We start from the raw sequence: 20690 nt of genomic DNA, 5'->3' as shown, positions 1-20690 counted from the left end.
TACGATCCTTTATCGACGTTCGTGTGCGGGATGGGGATCGCTCGACTCGTCTGTCGGCTAGTATCCGCAGATGCATGCTTGACGGTCCCTCCACCCTGGCTCCTACATACCGCGTAGGAGCCGGGAGGAACATACAAGCCATGCTCGACTCCCGCAGCCTCACGGCCCCGAAGGCACCGGACCGTAAACATTCTCCTGCGGCGTGCCCGGCAGCAGCGAGAAGATCATGATCACAATGCCACCGCCCGGCACCAGCGCCAGCAGGAACAGCCAGCCCGACTGATTGCAGTCATGCAGGCGGCGTACGGTCACGGCAATCAGCGGCACGATCGTGGCCAGCCACATCACGCCCAGCAGTACCACCATGCCAATCAGGATGCCGGCCAGCGCATCGGGGCTGTTGCGCAGGAGGATCGCCAGCACACCGGCCAGCAGCATCACCGCGGTTGCGACCAGGAACAGGAACAGCTGGTACATCCAGTACTCGCGGCGGTTGGCGCGGCCCTCGAACTGGGCGTAGCGCTTCAACGGCAGAATCATTTCCTGCACGGCATCGATCCTTGAAAGAGAAGCCGCGGAGTGTGCCAAATGCAGGCGCACAGGACAATGTGGCGACGAACCACGCCCGGCTGCCATTGCCCCCCTGTAGAGTCGAGCCATGCTCGACTGCCATTGCCCTCTGTAGAGTCGAGCCATGCTCGACTGCTGTTCCAGAAGGCACCCGTAGTCCGTGCAAGAGCGGAGTCGAGCATGGCTCGACTCTACAAGAGCGGGCTCAACGACCCTTTGCCGCCCGCGCCGCTTCGCGCTCGGCGCGCAGCCGGTCCAGCTTTTCCTTCAGCTTGATTTCCAGGCCGCGCGGCACAGGGTTGTAGTACACGCGCTCGCCCATCGCATCCGGGAAACCGGTCTGGTCCAGTGCGATACCACCTTCGGCATCATGGTCATATTGGTACTCGGCACCGTAGCCCAGCTCCTTCATCAGCTTGGTCGGCGCATTGCGCAGGTGCAGCGGCACTTCTTCGGTGCCACTCTCGCGCACATCGGCCTTGGCCTGGTTGAAGGCCGCATAGCCTGCATTCGACTTGGCGGTGCTGGCCAGGTACAGCACCAACTGAGCGAACGCGAGTTCGCCTTCCGGGCTACCCAGCCGCTCGTAGATGTCCCAGGCCTCCAGCGCCATGCTCTGCGCGCGCGGATCGGCCAGACCGATGTCCTCGATGGCCATGCGGGTCAGCCGGCGGGCCAGGTAGGACGGATCGCAGCCGCCATCGAGCATCCGGGTCAGCCAGTACAGCGCGGCATCCGGGTTGGAACTGCGAACAGACTTGTGCAGCGCTGAGATCTGGTCGTAGAACTGCTCGCCGCCCTTGTCGAAGCGACGGGTGCGATCGGCCAGCACCTGGGTCAGGGTCTGCGGGGTGATGCGACCCCCCTCCCCGCCCGCCAGCTCGGCAGCGATTTCCAACAGGGTCAGCGCGCGGCGCACGTCGCCGTCGGCGGCGGTCGCGATTTCCAGCAGCAGCTCGGGGGCGACCTCGATGCCCTCCTCGCCCAGGCCGCGTTCGCGGTCACCCAGCGCACGCTCCAGCGCCTCGACGATGTCGGTAGGCGAAACACCTTCCAGCACATGCACGCGGCAGCGCGACAGCAGCGCCGAGTTCAGCTCGAAGGACGGGTTCTCGGTGGTGGCACCGACGAACAGGATGGTGCCGCGCTCGATGTGCGGCAGGAACGCATCCTGCTGCGCCTTGTTGAAGCGATGCACCTCATCCACGAACAGCACGGTGCGGCGGCCTTCGGCGAACCGTTGCGCCGCCTCGGCCAGCACCTGGCGCACTTCCGGCAGGCCGGACAGCACTGCGGAGATCGCACGGAACTCGGCGTCGGAATATTCGGCCAGCAGCAGGGCCAGCGTGGTCTTGCCGCAGCCCGGCGGCCCCCACAGGATCATCGAATGCACGCGACCGGATTCGACCGCGCGGCGCAGCGCACTGTCCGGCGCGAGCAGGCGCTTCTGCCCGACCATTTCGTCGAGGGTTCGCGGTCTCATGCGCTCGGCCAGCGGGCGCAGATGTTCCCGATCGACGCTCAGCAGATCGGGGCCGGGGAATGAAGTGGAGCGATGTCTTGGCACACGGCCATTGTACCGCGCCGGGTGGCCACGATTCCGGTAGTGCCGGCCGCTGGCCGGCAGATCAAAAGCGTGTCAACCAAGGTTGACACCCACCAAGACGGTGCCGGTTGACACCCACCAGAGCAGTTTGCGCCGGGCCACAGATCAATTACCGATGACGTCGGTGCCCTTCGGCGGGGTAAAGCTGAAGGTGCCGGCGGCGAAGCCCGGGTTGCGCTTCCAGCCACTGAAGCTGATCACGGTACGCTGGCCAACGGCATCAGTGATTTCCATCTTGGCCAGGCCCTGGGCATTGAAGCCCAGCGCGGCGTACTGGAAGCTGGCTTCGGTCTCGCGCTTCGGCGACAGCGACAGCCACTGCAGGCCGTCGCGCTGCGCGGCCTCTTCGCTGACGTCGTACTGCTGCTCCAGCAGCGCCGGGTTGATCAGCGCGGTCAGTGGGCTGTTCTGCTCTTCCTTGCCCTGCTCGCGCACGGTGGCCTGTTCCAGGTCCGGCTCGTACATCCAGACCTTCCTGCCGTCGGCCACGATCAGCTGTTCGTGCGGGCGCACGTATTCCCAACGGAACAGGCGCGGCGCCGACAGTGCCACACGGCCACTGGTCGATTCCTTGACCTTGCCGCGACTGTCGAACACCTGCTGGCTGAACTGGCCATCCAGGCCCTTCAGGCCGCTGGTGAAGGTCTTCAGGTCATCGCGGGCGCCAGCCCAGGCGCTGCCGGCGGCGGCGCAGGCCACGGCCAGGGTGGTGGTGGCAAGGAAACGGCGGAAGCGGAAGTTCATGCGGGAATCCTGTGGGCGCGGGCGCCAGGAAAGGTGGTTGCCAGTGTGCCCGGGGAAAGATGAATGGGCGATCAGGGCGACATTATGCCGCCCTGAACGTCCATCGGCGATTCAGCCACCGGATCCCGGCAGCTTGCCGTACAGCACCTGGCCGCGGAAGCCACGCCGCACTTCGCGATACAGCGCGCGGAACGCCGGATAGTCCTGCGGCTGGCACAACGCCTCTGGCCCACGCACTGCATTCTGCTGCAAGCGGTGGTGCACGATCACCTCCTGCCCCTCGCGACTCCAGTCCACCCGGTACTCGCCGGCTGCATTGGCGAAACGCTGGCTGGCCGGGATGGCGATGATCGGCGCATTGGCCGGGAACTGCAGGCGATAGGTTTCCTCGCGCAGGCTGGCATTGCAGTAGAACGGCGTTTCGTTGGCCGGCGCCGAGGCAGTGGCGTACAGCCCACGCACCGACTCGCCACCCGGCGGATCCGGCACGGCCATGCCGCCGGCCACGCTGAAGTCGGCGTAGTCCTCGGCCTGGAACGCCATGCGATAGCCAAACGGCCGGGTCAGGTCGACCGGCACGCCCTGGATCTGCAGCTGCCCTCGCCCATCGAAACCGGACGCGGCCATGATCTGCTCTTCAGCGCGCGCACGGTTCTGCGCGTTGAGCTGGGAGAACTGGGCGCGCATGCCGATCTCGGCGTTCTCGCCCAGCTTCGGAATCGTCTCGCCGCGCAGGTTGCCGTTGGCGTCGAAGGTGAAGCGCACCTCCATCGAGGTGGCATTGCGCTCCGGCGTATTGGCCGGGGTGCGCGCCAGTGAGGCGTCGCGGGTACGCATCACCGGTGCGCCCAGGTCACCTTCCGGCAACTGCCCGAAGCGCGCCCACGCCGTGGTCGAATCCAGGTACAGATCGAACTCGGGGATGTAGGTGATGGCGTGGTTGAAGCGGCCCAGCACCGGAATCTTCGGCAGTGTCGGGCCGCCACCGGCACCGATCAGCACCGGTGAGCTGGCGATGCCCTTGGCCGCCAGCAGCGCCTCCAGGATCGTCACATGGTCCTTGCAGTCACCATAGTGGTTGTCGAGGATGCTCTGCGCACTGTTCGGCTCCAGGCCACCATTGCCCAGGTACACCGCCACGTAGCGGATGTTCTGCGCCACCCAGCGGTACAACGCGTCGGCCTGCTCGCGACGGTCGCTGATGCCAGCGGTGATCTCATCGGCCAGCGCCTGCAGTTCCGGCGTGACCTGCGCGGCCGGGCCGGCCTTGAGCTGGTAGGCGCGACCCATCTGCGACCAGTCACGATAGGTGCTGGCCATGATGTTCGGGCCGAACTCCCAGCCCGCCGCCGACCAGTTCTGTGCTGGCATGGCTTCGCGACGCTGGTAGCGCCAGCGCCACTGTGCCTGTCCGTTCTTCACCGTGGGGCGATCACTGCCCTGCACGCCGCGGCTGTCGACGAACATCGGCAGGTTGGCCGGCGCACTCAGGGTGACCTCCGCGTCCTCGTACTCGGTGAAGACATTGAAGGTTTCCCACAGGCCGAAGTAGCCGGGAAAGTACGGCGTGGCCTGGGTGCGGCGCACCTGGTAGAACAGGCGCGTGCCCGGGGCCAGGTTCGGGAACACGATCACCCGCACCTTGCGGTCGGCATACATTGCCGCCGAGGCGCTGGAGTAGCTTTCCTGGGTGTAGATGCGGTCGGCCGGCACGTCGCGGCGCTGGCCGTCGGCGGTGATGGTGTAGGCGCCGAGTACTTCCAGCGTCTCCATCTTCTCGCTGTAGCTCAGCCGAACCTGGCTGAACTGCTCGACCGAGGCCTTGGTCTTGAGCAGGACTTCGTAGGTTTCGGTCTGCACATTGCCCGCATCCGGCCGCACCTGGTAGTCGGCGCGGTAACGGACAATGCTGAAATTATTGCTGGCTTCGGTATCGCCGCTGGTGGAAGGCGGCGCCGTGGCGGGCGCGGAGGTGGCGGTGTCTGCCAGTGCCGGGCCGGCAGCCAGGAAGGCTGCCAGCGCCAGTGCCAGCGCGCTTGGTACGGGGTGAAGCATGCGTCGGTTCCTTGGACGTCGTGGGGGATACGTCGGGTCTTACTTCGGCGGCGGCGGTGCCAGCACCGTGCGGTCGCCGTTGTGCTCGGGCGGACTGACCACGCCGGCCGCTTCCATGGCCTCGATCAGTCGCGCTGCACGGTTGTAGCCGATCTTCAGCCGGCGCTGCACGCCGGAAATCGAGGCGCGACGGGTCTCGGTGACCACCCGCAGCGCTTCGTCATACAACGGGTCGGACTCGTCGCCGGCAGAGCTGTTCTCGGGCAGGCCGGTGGCACCGACGACCACGCCGTCGCCCATCGTCTGCACCTCGTCCAGCACGCCGTCGACATAATCGGCCGGGCCCATCGCCTTGAGGTGTTCAACCACGCGGTGCACTTCCTCGTCGGAGACGAAGGCGCCGTGCACACGCTCGGGCATGGCGGTACCCGGCGGCAGATACAGCATGTCGCCGTGGCCCAGCAGGGTTTCCGCGCCGGACTGGTCGAGGATGGTGCGCGAGTCGATCTTGGAACTGACCTGGAAGGCGATGCGGGTCGGGATGTTGGCCTTGATCAGGCCGGTGATCACGTCCACCGACGGGCGCTGCGTGGCCAGGATCAGGTGGATGCCGGCCGCACGCGCCTTCTGTGCCAGGCGCGCGATCAGCTCTTCCACCTTCTTGCCGACGATCATCATCATGTCGGCGAATTCGTCGATGAAGATGACGATGAACGGCAGCGTCTCCAGCGGACGCGGCGCCTCGCCCAGTTCCGGGTTCGGCTTGAACAGCGGGTCCATCAGTGGCTGGCCGGCGTCCTGGGCTTCCTTCACCTTCTTGTTGAAGCCGGCCAGGTTGCGCACGCCCACCGCGCTCATCAGCTTGTAGCGGCGCTCCATCTCGGCCACGCACCAGCGCAGGCCGTTGGCGGCCTCCTTCATGTCGGTGACCACCGGCGCCAGCAGGTGCGGGATGCCCTGGTAGACGCTCAGTTCGAGCATCTTCGGGTCGATCATCAGCATCCGCAGGTCTTTCGGCGAGGCCTTGAACAGCAGGCTCAGCACCATCGCGTTGACCGCCACCGACTTGCCCGAACCGGTGGTACCGGCCACAAGCAGGTGCGGCATGCGCGCCAGATCGGCCACGGTCGAGCGGCCAGCGATGTCCTTGCCCAGCGCCAGGGTCAGCACGCTGGCCGACTTGTCGTATTCCTTCGAACGCAGCAGCTCGGAGAGGTAGATCATCTCGCGGGTGACGTTGGGAATTTCCAGGCCGATCACCGATTTGCCCGGAATGACGTCGACCACGCGCACCGACTTCACCGACAGGCCGCGCGCGATGTCCTTGTCCAGCGAACTGATCTGGCTGACCTTGATGCCCGGCGCCGGCTCGATCTCGAAACGGGTGATGACCGGGCCGGGGTTGGCGCCGACCACCTGGGCGTCGATGCGGAAGTCCTTCAGTTTGAACTCGATCTGCCGCGACAGCGCGTCCAGGGTTTCCTTGTCATAGCCCACCGGCTGCGGCTTGGGATCGTCCAGCAGGGCCAGCGGCGGCAGGTCCGAGCCGTCGCCGTTGACGCCACGGAACATCGGGATCTGCGTGTCGCGCTTGGCCCGGTCACTCTTCTCGATCACCGGTTCCGGGCGCGGCTCGATCTTCACCGGCTCGCGCTTGGCGCGCACCTCGGCATCGGCCTTGCGTACCTCCTGGCGTTCCTCGCGCATCACCCGGGTCTGCTGCCATTCGGTGACTTCTTCCTTCTTGCGCGCCAGCAATGGCGCCAGCGACATCACGCCGCGGCCGATCTTCTCCATCACCACGAACCAGGACAGCCCGGTGGCCAGGGTGATCGAGGCCAAGAGCAGCACCAGCACGAACAGGTTCGCGCCCAGCGCACCGAAGCCCACCGTGAGTGAATTGCCGACCAGCTTGCCGAGGATGCCGCCGGCACTGGAGACATCGCCACTGAACAGGCGGACATGCAGGAAGCCGGTGCCGGCGATCAGGAAACCGACCAGGCCGACCAGGCGCAGCGCCGGGTCCAGATCGTTCTCGCCCTTGCTCTCGCGCTTGAGGCCGAACATGGCGATCCACGCCAGCGCGCCCAGCACCACCGGCAGCAGGAAGGCGATGTAGCCGAACAGCTGCAGCAGCACGTCGGCGATCCAGGCCCCGGCGCGGCCGCCGAGGTTGTGCACCGGTGCGACCACGCTGCCGGTGTGCGACCAGCCCGGGTCGGTCGCTGAATAGGTGAACAGACTGGCCGCCAGGTACAGCAGCGCCGGCGCGATGGCGATCAGGCCAAGGTCGCGCCAGAGGCGTTGGCGGCGTGGATTGTCGGTCGTCGCCGCCGCGGCCGTGCGACGTGACGCCTTGCTGTCGTCGGACTTGGAGCGTTCGGGGACCTGCTTCGCCACCTTAGACCATACCTTTGGAATGCGCTGTTAGTGATTGATAATAAATGAGACGGCGTCAGTTTTCAGTTATGCGACATCTGACAGGGCAATCAGAGGGCCGGAACCACTGCTGGATGACGGCGTTCTGTTCATCGGCTTGAATCGCCCTGCCCCAGCCGCCACTCTATGACCAGCCACGGATGCTGCGCAAACATCGCCAGCGCCTTGTCCCATCTACTTTTTCGCGAGTCTACATGAGCACCAGCCTGCCCTCCCGCCACCAGCGCCTCGTCATCCTCGGTTCCGGCCCGGCCGGTTGGACCGCCGCCGTCTACGCCGCCCGCGCCAACCTGAAGCCGGTCGTCATCACCGGCCTGCAGCAGGGCGGCCAGCTGATGACCACCACCGAGGTGGACAACTGGCCGGGTGACGCCCACGGCCTGATGGGCCCGGACCTGATGGCGCGCATGCAGGCCCATGCCGAGCGCTTCGAGACCGAGGTCATCTTCGACCACATCCACACCGCCGATGTGTCGCAGCGCCCGTTCAAGCTGATCGGCGACAGCCACGAGTACACCTGCGATGCCCTGATCATCGCCACCGGCGCCACCGCCAAGTACCTGGGCATCCCGACCGAGGACGAGTTCAAGGGCCGCGGCGTGTCCGCCTGTGCCACCTGTGACGGCTTCTTCTACCGTGACCAGGACGTGGTCGTGGTCGGTGGCGGCAACACCGCCGTGGAAGAGGCACTGTACCTGTCCAACATCGCCCGCAAGGTCTACCTGGTCCACCGCCGCGACACCCTGAAGGCGGAAAAGATCATGCAGGACAAGCTGTTCAAGAAGGTGGCCGAAGGCAAGATCGAGACCGTCTGGCACCACCAGGTGGAGGAAGTGCTGGGCAATGACGCCGGCGTGACCGGCGTGCGCGTGAAGTCCACCCTGGACGGCAGCACCCGCGACATAGACGCCCACGGCTTCTTCGTGGCCATCGGCCACCACCCGAACACCACCCTGTTCGACGGCCAGCTGGCGATGAACAACGGCTATCTGGAAATCCGTTCGGGCCTGGGCGGCAACGCCACCCAGACCTCGGTGGAAGGCGTGTTCGCCGCCGGCGACGTGGCCGACCAGCACTACCGCCAGGCGATCACCTCGGCCGGCTTCGGCTGCATGGCCGCTCTGGACGCCGAGCGTTATCTGGACGCGCAGGGCAAGGCCAGCTGAGGGGCGAACCCGCTGCTGTAGCGTCGAGCCAGGTTCGACTCAGGCAAAAGGCCGACGCCAGTGCGTCGGCCTTTCTGTTTCATCTGCCCTATCCTTCCCTCATGCCTTCCCCCCGCTTCCTCGATTCCCTGCAGTCCGTTTCCGCAACCGACTGGGATGCCCTGCACGACGGCCGCAACCCCTTCGTCAGTCATGCCTTCCTTTCCGGGCTTGAACAGCACGGTTGCCTGCGCGAGGACTGGGGCTGGCAGCCTCGGCACTTCACCCTATGGGAAGGCGAGCATCTGGTCGGCGCCATTCCGGGTTACCTGAAGACCAACTCCCACGGCGAATTCGTGTTCGACCATGCCTGGGCCAACGCGTACGCCCGTCATGGCCGCGACTACTATCCGAAGTGGCTGGGCGCGGTGCCGTACTCGCCGGTCACCGGCCCGCGCCTACTGGCCCGTCACGATTCAGAGCGCACCGCATTGCTGTCGGCGTTGCGCGAGGCGCTGCCGGCACTGGACGTGTCCTCGGCCCATATCAACTTCCACACCGCAGTGGACGAGGCGCTGTTCGGCGATGACTGGCTGCTGCGCGAAGACGTGCAGTTCCAGTGGCAGAACCCGGGCGACTGGGCGACGTTCGACCAGTTCCTCGGTGCGATGAACCACAAGCATCGCAAGAACATCCGCCAGGAACGGGCCAAGGTCGTTCGCCAAGACATCACCTTCCGCGTGGTGCACGGCGATGAAGCGAGCCGCGCCGATCTGCAGGCGATGTACCGCTTCTACCTGCAGACGTTCCTCGAGTACGGCAATGCCCCGGCGCTGACCGAGACCTTCCTGCGTCACCTGGCCATTTCTTTGGGTCGGGGGCTGGCGCTGTTCCTGGCCGAACAGGACGGCGAGCCGATTGCCGGCGCGCTATGCCTGCGCGGTGGAGACACGCTGTACGGCCGCTACTGGGGCGGCGCCACGCTGCCCGGCCTGCACTTCGAGGCCTGCTACTACCAGGGCATCGAGTATTGCCTGCGCGAAGGGCTGACCCGCTTCGAGCCGGGCGCACAGGGCGAGCACAAGCTGGCACGCGGTTTCCTGCCCACGCTGGTGCGCAGCCGGCACTGGGTGGCCGATCCGGACTTCGCGGAAGCGCTGCAGGAGTGGTGCCGGCAGGAGCGGCGTAATGTGCGGCGTTACCAGCAGGAGCTGCAGCGGCATGGGCCGTTCCGCGTAGAACCGTAGAGGCGCGCTTGCTCGATTGGCGCGGTGCCGAAAAGCGTGCCAACCAAGGTTGGCACCTACCAAGGCAATAGCGAGGGCGCTGTGCTCAGGTGCACTGCCAGAAGTGCCCGCTCACCTGGCACTTCGCACACCAGAACGTGTAGAGCATGCCGCCGCTGCCCCACAGCAGCGTGCCCTCACCCGTGGTCGGCAGTGTCGAATCCAGCTGCATCACGAACGGCATCTCTTCGCCGCAATCGATGCACGCCGGGTACCACGCACTCTGCACCCAGCTTGGCGCTCCGCCCACACGCGACAGGTTCTGCCGATGATTGGACTGGCCCCAGTCCTGTTGTTGCCAGCGCGCACTGTCCATGGCGACCAGACCCACCTCGGCCTGCATCAGGTCGCCACTGTCGGTGGGTGTGTTCGGCACCTCACGGTGCTGGCTGGGGTGGCAGCTGGGCAGGCCGGCCGCATCATGGCGATAGAAACGCACGGGCGGGTCTTCCCAGCCGCAGCAGTCCAGGCACAGCCCCAGCGTGATCTCGCCCGACGCGCCCGGCTGCAGCGCGGCGGCATCGGTCTGCAGCAGGCGCTGAAGCGGCGCATGGCAGCTGCTACACAGCGCTTCCAGCGGCCCTCCCATCTGCCCAGCATGGTGTACCTGCCCACCATTCCAGGTCGGGTGCAGGCGCCAGGTGCGCTTGCGCCAGCTCGGTTCGTCCGCCTGCTGCGCGCGATGCTGTTCGCGGCCGAAGCGGAAGTGCAATGGCCGCTCGCCATGCAGGCGACGCGGCTGCGGACCTTCGGCGACGCCGGCCCAGTGCGCCCAGACCTCGGCGTCCAAGCGCCCCCAGTCGACCAGGTAGCCGCGAGCAATGGCGTAGGTTTCGGGCTGGGCGGCGAGCAGCAACGCCCTGGCCCGCGCCGTTTCGCGATCGTCATCGGCTTCGGCCAGGACCTGCGCCCAATGCGCGGCCGTCGCGCTGGGCAGGCCCTGCCAGACCTGCGTGGCCAACTGCACCTCATCCTCACTGGCGACCGCCAGCAATGCCTCCCAATCGTCCTGCAGCACCTGCGGCGCCTGATAGCTGGCGAACTCCATCACGCTCGTCAACACGTCACCGCGCTCGCCCGCGCGATAGCGGCGCCACGCGTCGGCCGCGACCGCGGGCACCGCGTCATCCGGCAGCAGGTCCAGTGCCATGTCGAGGAAGGCCGAGCTCGGCGAAGGCCGCGCCAGCGCCTGCAGCATCAACTCTCCCAGTTGACGCGGCTGTTCAGTGGCCATCGACAGCAGCATGCCTTGGCTGTCGTTGCGCGTGCGCGGGGCGTCATGCAGGTCGAGGATGGCGCTGATCGAGTCACTCATTCGGAGGCTCCTTGCCGGTGAACAGTGATGGTGCCAGACATCACGAATCACCACGACGAATACAATGGCCCCATGACCCGCCAGCTGCCCTGGCGCCTGGCCGATGCGCCGGACGCCCCCTTCCCTCCGGCCGAGACCGCACTGCGCCAGCCCGATGGCCTGCTGGCGGTGGGCGGCGACCTGCATCCGGTGCGTCTGCTCAATGCCTACGCCGGCGGTATCTTTCCGTGGTTCAGCGAGGGTGAGCCAATCCTGTGGTGGTCGCCGGACCCGCGCATGGTGTTCCGCACCGACGGCGTGCATCTGTCCAGTCGCTTCCGCCGCCAGCTGCGCAGCAGCACGTGGGAGATCACCGCCGACAGCGCCTTCAGCCAGGTGATGCGCGCCTGCGCCGCCGCACCACGCCCTGGCCAGGACGGTACGTGGATCAGCCCGGCGATGGTCGAGGCCTACAGCCAACTGCACGACCTTGGCTTCGCCCATTCCTTCGAAGTCTGGGATCGGCAGACACTGGTCGGCGGCATCTACGGCGTCGCGATCGGCGCCATGTTCTTCGGCGAGAGCATGTTCAGTGGCGCCAGTGGCGGCTCCAAGATCGCCCTGGCCGCGTTGGCAGCCACCCTGCGTGGCTGGGGCTGGGAACTGATCGATGCCCAGGTGGAGAATCCGCACCTGCTGCGGATGGGCGCCGAGCACCTGCCGCGCGCGGACTTCCTGGAGCACGTCCGTCAGGCCGTACACCATGACGGCCGTGAAGGCCCCTGGACCCAGGCGGTAGGACGCTTGCCAGCACAGCGTTTGGCCGGGGGTTAACACAAACTTTGCAAGCCGGGCCCATCACGCGTAAAATACCGCGCCTTAGGCCCAGCGTGGCCGTTTTCTGAACCGCACAGGACTACATGTCGAAAGACGATTCCATCGAGTTCGAGGGCACCGTCAGCGAGACGCTGCCGAACACCACTTTCCGCGTTCGTCTGGAAAATGGGCACGAAATCATCGCCCACATCTCCGGCCGCATGCGCAAGAACTACATCCGCATCCTCACCGGTGACCGGGTCAAAGTTGAAATGACCCCGTACGACCTGACCAAGGGTCGTATCACCTACCGCATGAAGTAAGCGGTCGGCGCATTGCGCCACTCCGACAGGGCCGGCCTCGCTGCTGGCCCTTTGTCGTGCGCGGAAGAAAGCGACCGGCACCGGGACCGATCGATTTTCGTCCCTGTCCGAAATACCGCATCGCGCCGCGACTCTAGACTCAATGCGTTCTTCACAGAAGGCGTTGCGCGCATGACCCACCTGATCGTCCTGGACCCCCAGTCCGTCACCAGCCGCTGCTACGCCAGCAAGGGCCCGGACGGCACCTGGTTCGGCCAGCCCTGCCTGGTCTGCACCAGCATGGACGCCTCGCACCCGCTGTACCTGGCCGTGCAGCGCGAGATTCCGCATATGGGCAGCACCCTCAAGCAGCGCCTGCACATTCCGCACGAGGCGGTCGCCTTTGTCATCGAAGACGGCGGCGACCAGGGGCGCCAGCAGGGATTCCGTTCGATCGCGGCCTGAGGCGCCAAAGGTCATCGTGACCGATCTCACCGTGGCGTCGGTCAGCCCTGCTTGCGGCAGATTCGCATTTGCAGCGGCGGCGGCATCTTGGGATCCGATCCAGTCCGGATCGCTGCCCCCTGCCCCGCCATGAACCTGTCTTCCCTGCTCATCCCCCTGGCTTTGTCTGCCGTCACCCTGCTGGCGTCGTCCGCCCATGCCGCCGACACCGCGCCGGCACAGTGCGTATCACTGACCGGCGAACAGCAGATCGTTCGCGCCGGCGCCGACAAGAACATCCTGCTTCGCTCCGGCGAAGACCACTATGTTGTGCATTTCCGCAACAGCTGCCCTTCTGCCGTACTGGCCACCCGCCTCGGCTTCAAGACCGACGGCAAAGAAGCTGACGAGCTGTGCAGCGAGGGCCGAAGCGCACTGGACACAGGTCGCGGCAGCTGCGAGGTTGCACGCATCGAGCCGATCGATGCCGAGCGATTCAAGCGTGAGGCGCGCCGCCGCAGCCGCTGACCCCAGACAGGACAAGGGCGGCCGAAGCCGCCCTTGTCGCGATATACGTCAACGCGTCGCGGCAACCAGCGACAACACTCTCGGTTGCGCGCGCTGCCGTGCCAACCAGAGATCGTAGCTGGATTGCAGCCCCATCCAGAAAACCGCAGTACTTACCCCCGCCATCTCAAGGCGGATGGCCAGGTCAGGACTGATGCCCGCCTTGCCGTTCAGAACCCGCGAAAGGGCTACCCGCGACATTGCCAGGCGCTCGGCCGCTTCGGTCACAGACAGATCCATTGGATCAAAGACCATTGCCTTGATCGCCTGCCCGGGATGCGGATGGTGATGAATCATGCGCGGCCTCAGTGATAGTCCAGGTAATCCAGCAGCTCCACGTCGCTGCCGGCGAAACGGAAGGTAATCCGCCAGTTTCCATTGACCCATACAGACCAATGCCCTTTCAGGCCGCCCCGGAGCTTATGCAGACGCAATCCAGGCATGGCCAGATCCTCAGGACCCGAAGCAACATCCAGGATCGACAGGATCAACAACACCTTGCTGGCGTGACTGTGGCGGATTCCACTGCTACTGCCGGAACGGTAGAGCCGCTCGAGGCCCCTGTGGCGAAAACCGATGATCATCACTGTATCCTGTATCGTTTCGCGATACAAACAGGGCAACACCCTATCGCGACCAGAAGACAGCATTGGCACCTCCGTTCCGTTCAAGCAAGGCCGCGGACGACAGTCCCACTGGAAACAACAAGGGCGGCCGAAGCCGCCCTTGTCATTTCCAGGCTTTCACGCCAAGCCTATGGCATCAGCTCATTCCACCGTGACCGGCAGCAGCCGCTCCGGCTCGGCCTGGGTCTCGACCACCAGCTCGTCGTCGCGAACATCGATACTGACCTTGCCACCGTCGACCAGCTTGCCGAACAACAGCTCGTCGGCCAGCGGACGCTTGATCTTGTCCTGGATCACGCGGGCCATCGGGCGGGCACCCATCAGCGGGTCGAAACCATGGTGGGCCAGCCAGTCGCGCGCGGTCGGGGTGGCCGACAGGCTGACGTGCTTGTCCTGCAGCAGCATCTCCAGCTCGATCAGGAACTTGTCGACCACGCGCAGGATGTGCTCGAAGCCCAGCGCCTGGAACTGCACCACCGCGTCGAGGCGGTTGCGGAATTCCGGGGTGAAGCTGCGGCGGATGGTCTCCATCGCGTCGGTGGCATGGTCCTGCTTGGTGAAGCCGATCGAACGCCGCGAGGCCTGCGCCGCACCGGCATTGGTGGTCATCACCAGCACGACGTTCTTGAAGTTGGCCTCGCGACCGTTGGTATCGGTCAGCACGCCGCGGTCCATCACCTGCAACAGGATGTTGAAGATGTCCGGGTGCGCCTTCTCGATCTCATCCAGCAGCAGCACGCAGTGCGGCGTCTTGACGATCTTCTCGGTCAACAGGCCGCCCTGGTCAAAGCCGACGTAGCCCGGAGGCGCACCGATCAGGCGACTGATCGAATGCGGCTCCATGTACTCGGACATGTCGAAGCGGACCAGCTCGATGCCCAGCTGCAGCGCCAGCTGCTTGGTCACCTCGGTCTTGCCGACACCCGTGGGACCGGCGAACAGGAAGTTGCCGATCGGCTTTTCCGGGTTGCCCAGGCCCGAACGGGCCAGCTTGATCGCCGAGGACAGCGTCTCGATGGCCGGGTCCTGGCCGAAGATCACCATCTTCAGGTTGCGCTCCAGGTGCTGCAGCACATCCTTGTCGGTGGCGCTGACCTGCTTGGTCGGGATACGCGCCATCTTGGCGACGATCGCCTCCACTTCCTCGACGTCGATCAGTTCCTTGCGCTGGCCTTCCGGCAGCAGGCGCTGGCGGGCGCCCGCCTCGTCGATCACGTCGATGGCCTTGTCCGGCAGCAGGCGGTCGCCGATGTGCTTCACCGACAGGTCCACCGCCGCCTGCAGAGCCTCGTCGGAATAGGTCACACCGTGGTGCAGCTCGTACTTGGACTTCAGGCCCTGCAGGATCTCGTAGGTCTCGCCGACGGTCGGCTCGACGATGTCGATCTTCTGGAAGCGGCGGGCCAGCGCCCGGTCCTTCTCGAAGATGCCACGGTACTCCTGGAAGGTGGTCGAGCCGATGCAGCGCAGCTCTCCGGACGCCAGCGCCGGCTTGATCAGGTTGGAGGCATCCATGGTGCCGCCCGACGCCGAGCCAGCACCGATGATGGTGTGGATCTCGTCGATGAACAGCACCGCATTGGGCACCTTCTTCAGCGCGGTCAGCACGCTCTTCAGGCGCTTCTCGAAGTCGCCGCGGTACTTGGTGCCGGCCACCAGCGCGCCCAGGTCGAGCGAATAGATCACCGCATCGGCCAGAACGTCGGGCACCGAGCCCTCGACGATGCGGCGGGCCAGGCCCTCGGCGATGGCGGTCTTGCCTACGCCCGCCTCACCCACGTACAGCGGGTTGTTCTTGCGGCGGCGGCACAGGACCTGGATGGTGCGCTCGATCTCGTCGGCACGGCCGACCAGCGGGTCGATGCGACCGGCCCGGGCCTGTTCGTTGAGGTTGCTGGCGAACTCGGTCAGGGCATCACCCTTCGGCTCGCCCTCCCCGCCTTCGATGCGGCCTTCGCCCTCGGAGGAGGACGACGGCTGCTCGCCTTCCTCGCCCAGCTTGGCGATGCCGTGGGACAGGTAATTGACCACATCCAGCCGGGTGACATCCTGCTGGTTGAGGTAGTAGACGGCGTGCGAGTCCTTCTCGCCGAAGATGGCGACCAGCACATTGGCGCCGGTGACCTCCTTCTTGCCCGAGGACTGCACGTGGTAAACGGCCCGCTGCAACACGCGCTGGAAGCCCAGGGTCGGCTGGGTATCGCGGCCGTCATCTTCGGCCAGGCGGGACACGGAGGCCTCGATGGCCTGCTCCAGCTCCTGGCGCAGGCGTTCGGCGTCGGCGCCACAGGCCTTCAGTACGGCTTGGGCGGACGGGTTGTCGAGCAGTGCCAACAGCAGGTGTTCGACCGTCATGAACTCATGCCGGGCCTCACGGGCGCGCTTGTAGCACTGGCCGATGGTGTGTTCGAGGTCTTTGCTGAACATGGATTACTCCGGCGGCAGATGGGGACAATATGCGGCCTGACTACGCGATTTCCATCACCCTAGCGGATTGCTGCGTTCAGATGGCGTTATCAGTGCGAATCGCTTGATCTTCATTCACTCCAGGACAGCCCACCCAGCATGAGCGAACCCTACCTGAGCCGCTGGCGATTGCGGCGTGATGGCGCAGCCATCGAAACGCCCCATGCCCGGCTCTGGCCGGTGCTGACCGCCGCCGGTAAGCCGGCCATGCTGAAGATCAGCAGCGAAACCGAAGAGCAGAACAGCCATCGCCTGCTGCGTTGGTGGGACGGTGACGGCGCCGCCCGCCTGCTGGCCCACGAGGGCCCGGCGATCCTGATCGAACGTGCCGGCGGCGACTCGCTGCGGCAACGTTCGATCAAGGGCGACGATGACACCTGCACCACGGTCCTGTGCCAGGTCCTGCAACGGCTGCACCGGCCACGGGGCGCACCGCCAGCGGAACTGATCTGCCTGCGAACATGGTTCGCCGACCTGCTGCAGCCAAGGGCTGCGCTGCCGACACTGCTGGAACAGTGCAGATCACTGGCGGAGGGCCTGCTGCAGCAGGAACAGGAGATCCGGCCGCTGCACGGCGACCTGCACCACGACAACGTGCTGGATTTCGGCGCGCGCGGCTGGTTGGCGATCGACCCGAAGCGGCTGCTGGGCGACCGCGCGTTCGATTACACGACGATGTTCAGCAATCCGGACCTGTGCGGCCCCGGCATCCATGTGGCCACCCGACCCGAGCGGTTTGCCACCCGGCTGGAACAGGTCGGCGCGCTGGCGGGCCTGGAACGCACGCGCCTGCTGCGTTGGATCGCAGCCAGCGCGGGGCTGTCAGCGGTGTGGTTCCGGGATGATGGCGACCCCGCCGAAGTCGACGAGGCGGTGGCGCGGATGGCACTGGAGGCGTTGGCGGAGGGCTGATCCCGCGCTCTGGTAGATGCCCACCTTGGTGGGCACGCCCCATCCACTATCGATACAGGCCCCTGCCTTGGTAGGTGCCCACCTTGGTGGGCACACCGGGTCCGGAGTCGATGTGCCCGGACGAAAACCGTCAGCCGGTCAGGCCTTTTCCATCGTGCACAGCAGCGGGTGCTGGTTCATCCGCGAGTACTCGTTGACCTGGGCGACCTTGGTCTCGGCCACTTCGCGGGTGAACACCCCGCACACGCCGCGGCCACGGGTATGGACGTGCAGCATCACCTGCGTGGCCTTGTCCAGGTCCATGCTGAAGAACTGCTGCAGCACGTCCACCACGAAATCCATCGGGGTGTAGTCGTCGTTGAGCAGCATCACCTGGTAGAACGGCGGCGGCGCCACTTCCGGGCGCGCGGGCTCCACGGCAACGCCGTGCTCGTGATGGGAATCGGGGGAAGACTCATGGGGCATCTGCCCATTATAGAGGCACGGGCCAGCCTGCGTCGGCCTGCCGCAGATTGGACGGCACGCACGCCCACCGTCACAATTGCATCCTCTCTCAACACTGTTTCACAGGATCTTCATGAAAAGGACCCTTCTCCCCGCCCTGCTGATCGCCCTGGCCGCCGCCGGCTCCGCCGCCGCCGAGACCCAGGCCGACAAGGCCGTGGCCCGCCACCTGGACAAGCTGGGCTATACCTACGAGGTCGACGAGGACGGCGACTACCGCATGGTGTTCGACGTCGAGGGTGATCGCACCCAGATGGTCTACGTGCGCTCGTCGGTGGAAGATTTCGGCACCCACAACATCCGCGAGATCTGGTCGCCGGCCTACAACGCAAAGACCAAGCAGTTCCCGGTGGCCGTAGCCAACCGCCTGCTGGAAGATTCGCAGGACGCCAAGATGGGCGGCTGGGTGAAGCAGGACACCACCGCCATGTTCGTGGTCAAGATCGACGCCGATGCCACGGCCGACCAGCTCAGCGACGCCATCGATGCGGCCATCCGCACCGCCGACGCCATGGAGCTGGAACTGACCAAGAAGGACGAGTTCTGAGTTGAACACCACGCCGGACCCGCGCTGGGCACCGCACGCCACTGTCGCCACCGTGGTGGTCGACGGTGGCCGCGTGCTGCTGGTCGAGGAGACCATCGACGGCCGCCAGGTGCTGAACCAGCCGGCCGGCCACCTCGAGCCGGGCGAAAGCCTGGCCGAGGCAGCCCTGCGCGAGACCCGCGAGGAAACCGGCTGGACGGTGCAGCTGACCCACTTCATCGGCTGCTACCAGTGGACGGCCGGCGACGGCACCACCTTCCTGCGCTTCTGCTATGCGGCGCGTCCGGTCTCGCACGACCCGGCGCAGCCGCTGGACACCGGCATCGATCGCGCGCTGTGGCTGACCCCGGCCGAGCTGCAGGCCGCTACGGAGCGCCTGCGCAGCCCGCTGGTCTGGCAGGTGGTGGCTGATTTCCTGGGTGGCCAGCGCCATCCGCTTTCGCTGGTCCGGGAGGTCGCATGAGCACTCCGCGCGTGATGGTGGGCGTCTCCGGTGGCGTCGACTCCTCGGTCGCCGCCTGGCGGCTGGTGCAGCAGGGCGAGGCCGTAGCCGGTCTGTTCATGCAGAACTGGGCCGACGACGGCAGCGGCGACTGCCGCGCCGAGGACGACCGCCGCGATGCAGTGGCCGTCTGCGGCCTGCTCGGTATCCCGTTCCACTTCCGTGATTTCTCCAGCGAGTACTGGCAGGGCGTGTTCGAGCACTTCCTGGCCGAGTACGCGGCCGGCCGCACCCCGAACCCGGACGTGCTGTGCAACCGCGAAGTGAAGTTCAAGCACTTCCTGGATGCCGCCCGCGAGCTGGGCGCCGAACGCATCGCCACCGGCCACTACGCGCGCGTGGCCCAGCGCGGCCACCAGTGGCTGCTGCTGCGTGGTGCCGACCACTCCAAGGACCAGAGCTACTTCCTGCACCAGCTGGGCCAGGCGCAGCTGTCGGCAACCCTGTTCCCGATCGGCGACCTGGAAAAGACCGACCTGCGGCGGATCGCGCGTGACGTCAGCCTGCCGACCCACGCCAAGAAGGACTCCACCGGCATCTGCTTCATCGGTGAGCGCGACTTCCGCGAGTTCCTCGGCCGCTACCTGCCGGCCAAGCCCGGGCAGATCCTGGACCCGGCCGACGGCAGTGTGATCGCCGAGCACCCAGGCGTCTTCTATTTCACCCTGGGCCAGCGCGAGGGCCTGAACATCGGCGGCGTGCGTGGCCGCCCGGCCGCGCCGTGGTACGTGGTCGGCAAGGATGTGGCCAGCAACGTGCTGTACGTGGACCAGGACCGCGACAGCAAGTGGATGCTGTCCGACCGCCTGCGCTCGGAAACCGCGCACTGGATTGCCGGCGCGCCGCCGGCACGGCGCTTCGAATGCACCGCGCAGACCCGCTACCGCCAGCCCGACGAGCCGTGTACGGTCGAGGTGCTGGACGATGGCAGCGTGCTGGTCACCTTCGCGCGCCCGCAGCGCGCCGTTACTCCCGGTCAATCACTGGTGCTGTATGACGGTGATGTGTGCCTGGGTGGCGCGGTGATCGCCGCCACCGATGCGCCGCTGGAACAGCGCCTGCGCACCACCCCTTCCCCTTTTGAGGTAATCGCTGCATGAGTTTCACTGTCGACGACCGCGTCCTGGCTTTGGCCGGCATTGCCCAGGCCCTGCAGCAGGTACGCCGCATCGCCGATACCGGCCATTCCGACGCCGCTGCCGTGCGCACCGCCGTGGACAGTGTGTTCCGCGTCGACGCGTCTTCGCCGCAGGAGGTGTTCGGTGACCGCCATGCATTGAAGGCTGGGCTGCGCCTGCTGCACAACTACTTCCGCAGCCAGGGCCAGGACCCGATCCTGCCCAAGCTGGCCCTGTCAGTGCTGCAGCTGGAGCGCCGCTTCGTGCAGGACGGCGCCACCGTGAACAAGGTCGCCTCGGGCATCGAACGTGCCCAGCGCCAAGCCGTCGAGCTGGGCGACAGTGGCCACCCGGACGTGCTGGCCAACCTGGGTGGCCTGTACGCCGACACCATCAGCCACCTGAAGCCGCGGGTGATGGTGCAGGGCAACCCGCATTACCTGGGCCAGGCCGGTGTGGTTGCCGAGATCCGCGCCCTGCTGCTGGCCGCGGTGCGCTCGGCAGTGCTGTGGCGCCAGCTGGGCGGCAGCTACTGGGACTTCCTGTTCAGCCGCAAGGCGATGATCGAGGCCGTGGACCGCCAGCTGGCCTGAGCCCCATGGGGTCGGATCCTTTTCCGGCAAGGAAAGGGCTCTGACCCCGAAGCCGCCGAGGCGTCGGAAAACCGGCGCATTCAGAATGCACTTCGAGGCATTTCGACGTTAAAGAGAAAGGGGGTACGGCCGATACATCCTCCGTGCACCTCCC

At 66.1% G+C, this 20690-nt stretch carries 20 protein-coding genes and 1 pseudogene; 11 read left to right on the top strand and 10 right to left on the bottom strand.

Going from position 1 to position 20690, the window contains the following annotated elements:
- Window positions 1-159 precede the first annotated feature (159 nt).
- The 5 genes from ABE423_RS15570 to ABE423_RS15550 form a co-directional block, all read right to left on the bottom strand.
- Window positions 160-549 (bottom strand): DUF805 domain-containing protein, encoded by a 390-nt coding sequence (locus ABE423_RS15570; protein WP_106548556.1) that lies wholly within the window; start codon window positions 547-549, stop codon window positions 160-162.
- Window positions 550-775: 226 nt separating this feature from the next.
- The gene (locus tag ABE423_RS15565) at window positions 776-2053 is read right to left on the bottom strand and encodes a replication-associated recombination protein A (RefSeq protein WP_014037159.1); all 1278 of its coding nucleotides are present in this window, start codon (window positions 2051-2053) and stop codon (window positions 776-778) included.
- 228 nt (window positions 2054-2281) lie between these two features.
- A complete protein-coding gene (lolA, locus tag ABE423_RS15560; RefSeq protein WP_024958744.1) occupies window positions 2282-2920 on the bottom strand; it encodes an outer membrane lipoprotein chaperone LolA in 639 nt (212 codons plus the stop codon).
- A gap of 111 nt (window positions 2921-3031) precedes the next feature.
- Entirely contained in the window at window positions 3032-4975 is a 1944-nt protein-coding gene (locus ABE423_RS15555; protein WP_125895921.1) for a DUF3857 domain-containing protein, read from the bottom strand.
- A gap of 39 nt (window positions 4976-5014) precedes the next feature.
- On the bottom strand, window positions 5015-7375 hold the full coding sequence (locus ABE423_RS15550) for a DNA translocase FtsK 4TM domain-containing protein (protein ID WP_346486647.1): 2361 nt from the start codon (window positions 7373-7375) through the stop codon (window positions 5015-5017).
- A 233-nt stretch (window positions 7376-7608) separates the two neighbouring features.
- Here ABE423_RS15550 and trxB point away from each other — a divergent pair, with 233 nt between their 5' ends.
- Together trxB and ABE423_RS15540 are read left to right on the top strand one after the other, a co-directional pair.
- Window positions 7609-8580 carry a thioredoxin-disulfide reductase gene (gene trxB, locus ABE423_RS15545; RefSeq protein WP_014037154.1) on the top strand — a complete coding sequence of 324 codons (972 nt, stop codon included), beginning with the start codon at window positions 7609-7611 and terminating at the stop codon, window positions 8578-8580.
- A gap of 101 nt (window positions 8581-8681) precedes the next feature.
- On the top strand, window positions 8682-9806 hold the full coding sequence (locus ABE423_RS15540) for a GNAT family N-acetyltransferase (protein WP_346486645.1): 1125 nt from the start codon (window positions 8682-8684) through the stop codon (window positions 9804-9806).
- Window positions 9807-9891: 85 nt separating this feature from the next.
- Here ABE423_RS15540 and ABE423_RS15535 read toward each other — a convergent pair whose 3' ends face one another.
- A complete protein-coding gene (locus ABE423_RS15535; protein WP_346486643.1) occupies window positions 9892-11160 on the bottom strand; it encodes a hypothetical protein in 1269 nt (422 codons plus the stop codon).
- Between the two features lie 72 nt (window positions 11161-11232).
- Here ABE423_RS15535 and aat point away from each other — a divergent pair.
- The 4 genes and pseudogenes from aat to ABE423_RS15515 form a co-directional block, all read left to right on the top strand.
- Window positions 11233-11898, top strand: a pseudogene (gene aat / locus ABE423_RS15530) (leucyl/phenylalanyl-tRNA--protein transferase); the annotation flags it as partial.
- A gap of 161 nt (window positions 11899-12059) precedes the next feature.
- Entirely contained in the window at window positions 12060-12278 is a 219-nt protein-coding gene (gene infA, locus ABE423_RS15525) for a translation initiation factor IF-1 (RefSeq protein WP_005409596.1), read from the top strand.
- 171 nt (window positions 12279-12449) lie between these two features.
- Window positions 12450-12722: a hypothetical protein gene (locus ABE423_RS15520; protein WP_125895705.1), complete on the top strand. Its 273-nt coding sequence runs from the start codon at window positions 12450-12452 to the stop codon at window positions 12720-12722.
- A 129-nt stretch (window positions 12723-12851) separates the two neighbouring features.
- Window positions 12852-13229, top strand: a complete 378-nt coding sequence (locus ABE423_RS15515) for a hypothetical protein (RefSeq protein ID WP_032127355.1) — start codon at window positions 12852-12854, stop codon at window positions 13227-13229.
- A 48-nt stretch (window positions 13230-13277) separates the two neighbouring features.
- Here the strand turns inward: ABE423_RS15515 and ABE423_RS15510 are convergent, their stop codons facing one another.
- The 3 genes from ABE423_RS15510 to clpA form a co-directional block, all read right to left on the bottom strand.
- On the bottom strand, window positions 13278-13565 hold the full coding sequence (locus ABE423_RS15510) for a HigA family addiction module antitoxin (RefSeq protein ID WP_032127356.1): 288 nt from the start codon (window positions 13563-13565) through the stop codon (window positions 13278-13280).
- A gap of 8 nt (window positions 13566-13573) precedes the next feature.
- Complete coding sequence (locus tag ABE423_RS15505) at window positions 13574-13852, bottom strand: type II toxin-antitoxin system RelE/ParE family toxin (protein ID WP_125895706.1); 279 nt, start codon at window positions 13850-13852, stop codon at window positions 13574-13576.
- 183 nt (window positions 13853-14035) lie between these two features.
- On the bottom strand, window positions 14036-16321 hold the full coding sequence (gene clpA, locus ABE423_RS15500) for an ATP-dependent Clp protease ATP-binding subunit ClpA (protein WP_125895707.1): 2286 nt from the start codon (window positions 16319-16321) through the stop codon (window positions 14036-14038).
- Window positions 16322-16459: 138 nt separating this feature from the next.
- On the opposite strand from clpA, the gene ABE423_RS15495 reads away from it, so the two are divergent.
- Window positions 16460-17272 (top strand): APH(6) family putative aminoglycoside O-phosphotransferase, encoded by an 813-nt coding sequence (locus ABE423_RS15495; protein WP_346486640.1) that lies wholly within the window; start codon window positions 16460-16462, stop codon window positions 17270-17272.
- A 138-nt stretch (window positions 17273-17410) separates the two neighbouring features.
- Here ABE423_RS15495 and clpS read toward each other — a convergent pair whose 3' ends face one another.
- Entirely contained in the window at window positions 17411-17737 is a 327-nt protein-coding gene (gene clpS / locus ABE423_RS15490; protein ID WP_006444529.1) for an ATP-dependent Clp protease adapter ClpS, read from the bottom strand.
- Window positions 17738-17849: 112 nt separating this feature from the next.
- Between clpS and ABE423_RS15485 the strand changes: the two genes are divergently transcribed.
- Genes ABE423_RS15485 through hflD form a run of 4 tightly spaced genes read left to right on the top strand, consistent with a single transcriptional unit; the run spans window position 17850 to window position 20536 of the window.
- Window positions 17850-18323, top strand: a complete 474-nt coding sequence (locus ABE423_RS15485) for a hypothetical protein (RefSeq protein WP_032127360.1) — start codon at window positions 17850-17852, stop codon at window positions 18321-18323.
- A 1-nt stretch (window position 18324) separates the two neighbouring features.
- On the top strand, window positions 18325-18786 hold the full coding sequence (locus tag ABE423_RS15480; RefSeq protein WP_071227431.1) for an NUDIX hydrolase: 462 nt from the start codon (window positions 18325-18327) through the stop codon (window positions 18784-18786).
- Entirely contained in the window at window positions 18783-19925 is a 1143-nt protein-coding gene (gene mnmA, locus ABE423_RS15475) for a tRNA 2-thiouridine(34) synthase MnmA (RefSeq protein WP_346486637.1), read from the top strand. The genes ABE423_RS15480 and mnmA overlap by 4 nt, the downstream gene beginning before the upstream one ends.
- Entirely contained in the window at window positions 19922-20536 is a 615-nt protein-coding gene (hflD, locus tag ABE423_RS15470) for a high frequency lysogenization protein HflD (RefSeq protein ID WP_032127363.1), read from the top strand. The genes mnmA and hflD overlap by 4 nt, the downstream gene beginning before the upstream one ends.
- The last annotated feature ends 154 nt before the right edge of the window (window positions 20537-20690 follow it).

This window comes from Stenotrophomonas sp. TWI1409, from assembly GCF_039673015.1.
GTDB lineage: Bacteria > Pseudomonadota > Gammaproteobacteria > Xanthomonadales > Xanthomonadaceae > Stenotrophomonas > Stenotrophomonas maltophilia_A.
Note: the sequence above shows the minus strand (reverse complement) of the source record. Positions and strands in the feature narration are given on the sequence as shown.

Excerpts from the sequence above, each read along its gene's own strand:
- ABE423_RS15535 (WP_346486643.1), bottom strand. The coding sequence starts at position 11,160 with ATGAGTGACTCGATCAGCGCCATCCTCGACCTGCATGACGCCCCGCGC.
- ABE423_RS15510 (WP_032127356.1), bottom strand. The coding sequence starts at position 13,565 with ATGATTCATCACCATCCGCATCCCGGGCAGGCGATCAAGGCAATGGTC.
- mnmA (WP_346486637.1), top strand. The coding sequence starts at position 18,783 with ATGAGCACTCCGCGCGTGATGGTGGGCGTCTCCGGTGGCGTCGACTCC.
- ABE423_RS15485 (WP_032127360.1), top strand. The coding sequence starts at position 17,850 with ATGAAAAGGACCCTTCTCCCCGCCCTGCTGATCGCCCTGGCCGCCGCC.
- ABE423_RS15520 (WP_125895705.1), top strand. The coding sequence starts at position 12,450 with ATGACCCACCTGATCGTCCTGGACCCCCAGTCCGTCACCAGCCGCTGC.
- ABE423_RS15515 (WP_032127355.1), top strand. The coding sequence starts at position 12,852 with ATGAACCTGTCTTCCCTGCTCATCCCCCTGGCTTTGTCTGCCGTCACC.
- clpS (WP_006444529.1), bottom strand. The coding sequence starts at position 17,737 with ATGCCCCATGAGTCTTCCCCCGATTCCCATCACGAGCACGGCGTTGCC.
- ABE423_RS15505 (WP_125895706.1), bottom strand. The coding sequence starts at position 13,852 with ATGATCATCGGTTTTCGCCACAGGGGCCTCGAGCGGCTCTACCGTTCC.
- ABE423_RS15495 (WP_346486640.1), top strand. The coding sequence starts at position 16,460 with ATGAGCGAACCCTACCTGAGCCGCTGGCGATTGCGGCGTGATGGCGCA.
- trxB (WP_014037154.1), top strand. The coding sequence starts at position 7,609 with ATGAGCACCAGCCTGCCCTCCCGCCACCAGCGCCTCGTCATCCTCGGT.
- clpA (WP_125895707.1), bottom strand. The coding sequence starts at position 16,321 with ATGTTCAGCAAAGACCTCGAACACACCATCGGCCAGTGCTACAAGCGC.
- ABE423_RS15555 (WP_125895921.1), bottom strand. The coding sequence starts at position 4,975 with ATGCTTCACCCCGTACCAAGCGCGCTGGCACTGGCGCTGGCAGCCTTC.
- lolA (WP_024958744.1), bottom strand. The coding sequence starts at position 2,920 with ATGAACTTCCGCTTCCGCCGTTTCCTTGCCACCACCACCCTGGCCGTG.
- infA (WP_005409596.1), top strand. The coding sequence starts at position 12,060 with ATGTCGAAAGACGATTCCATCGAGTTCGAGGGCACCGTCAGCGAGACG.
- ABE423_RS15565 (WP_014037159.1), bottom strand. The coding sequence starts at position 2,053 with ATGAGACCGCGAACCCTCGACGAAATGGTCGGGCAGAAGCGCCTGCTC.
- hflD (WP_032127363.1), top strand. The coding sequence starts at position 19,922 with ATGAGTTTCACTGTCGACGACCGCGTCCTGGCTTTGGCCGGCATTGCC.
- ABE423_RS15540 (WP_346486645.1), top strand. The coding sequence starts at position 8,682 with ATGCCTTCCCCCCGCTTCCTCGATTCCCTGCAGTCCGTTTCCGCAACC.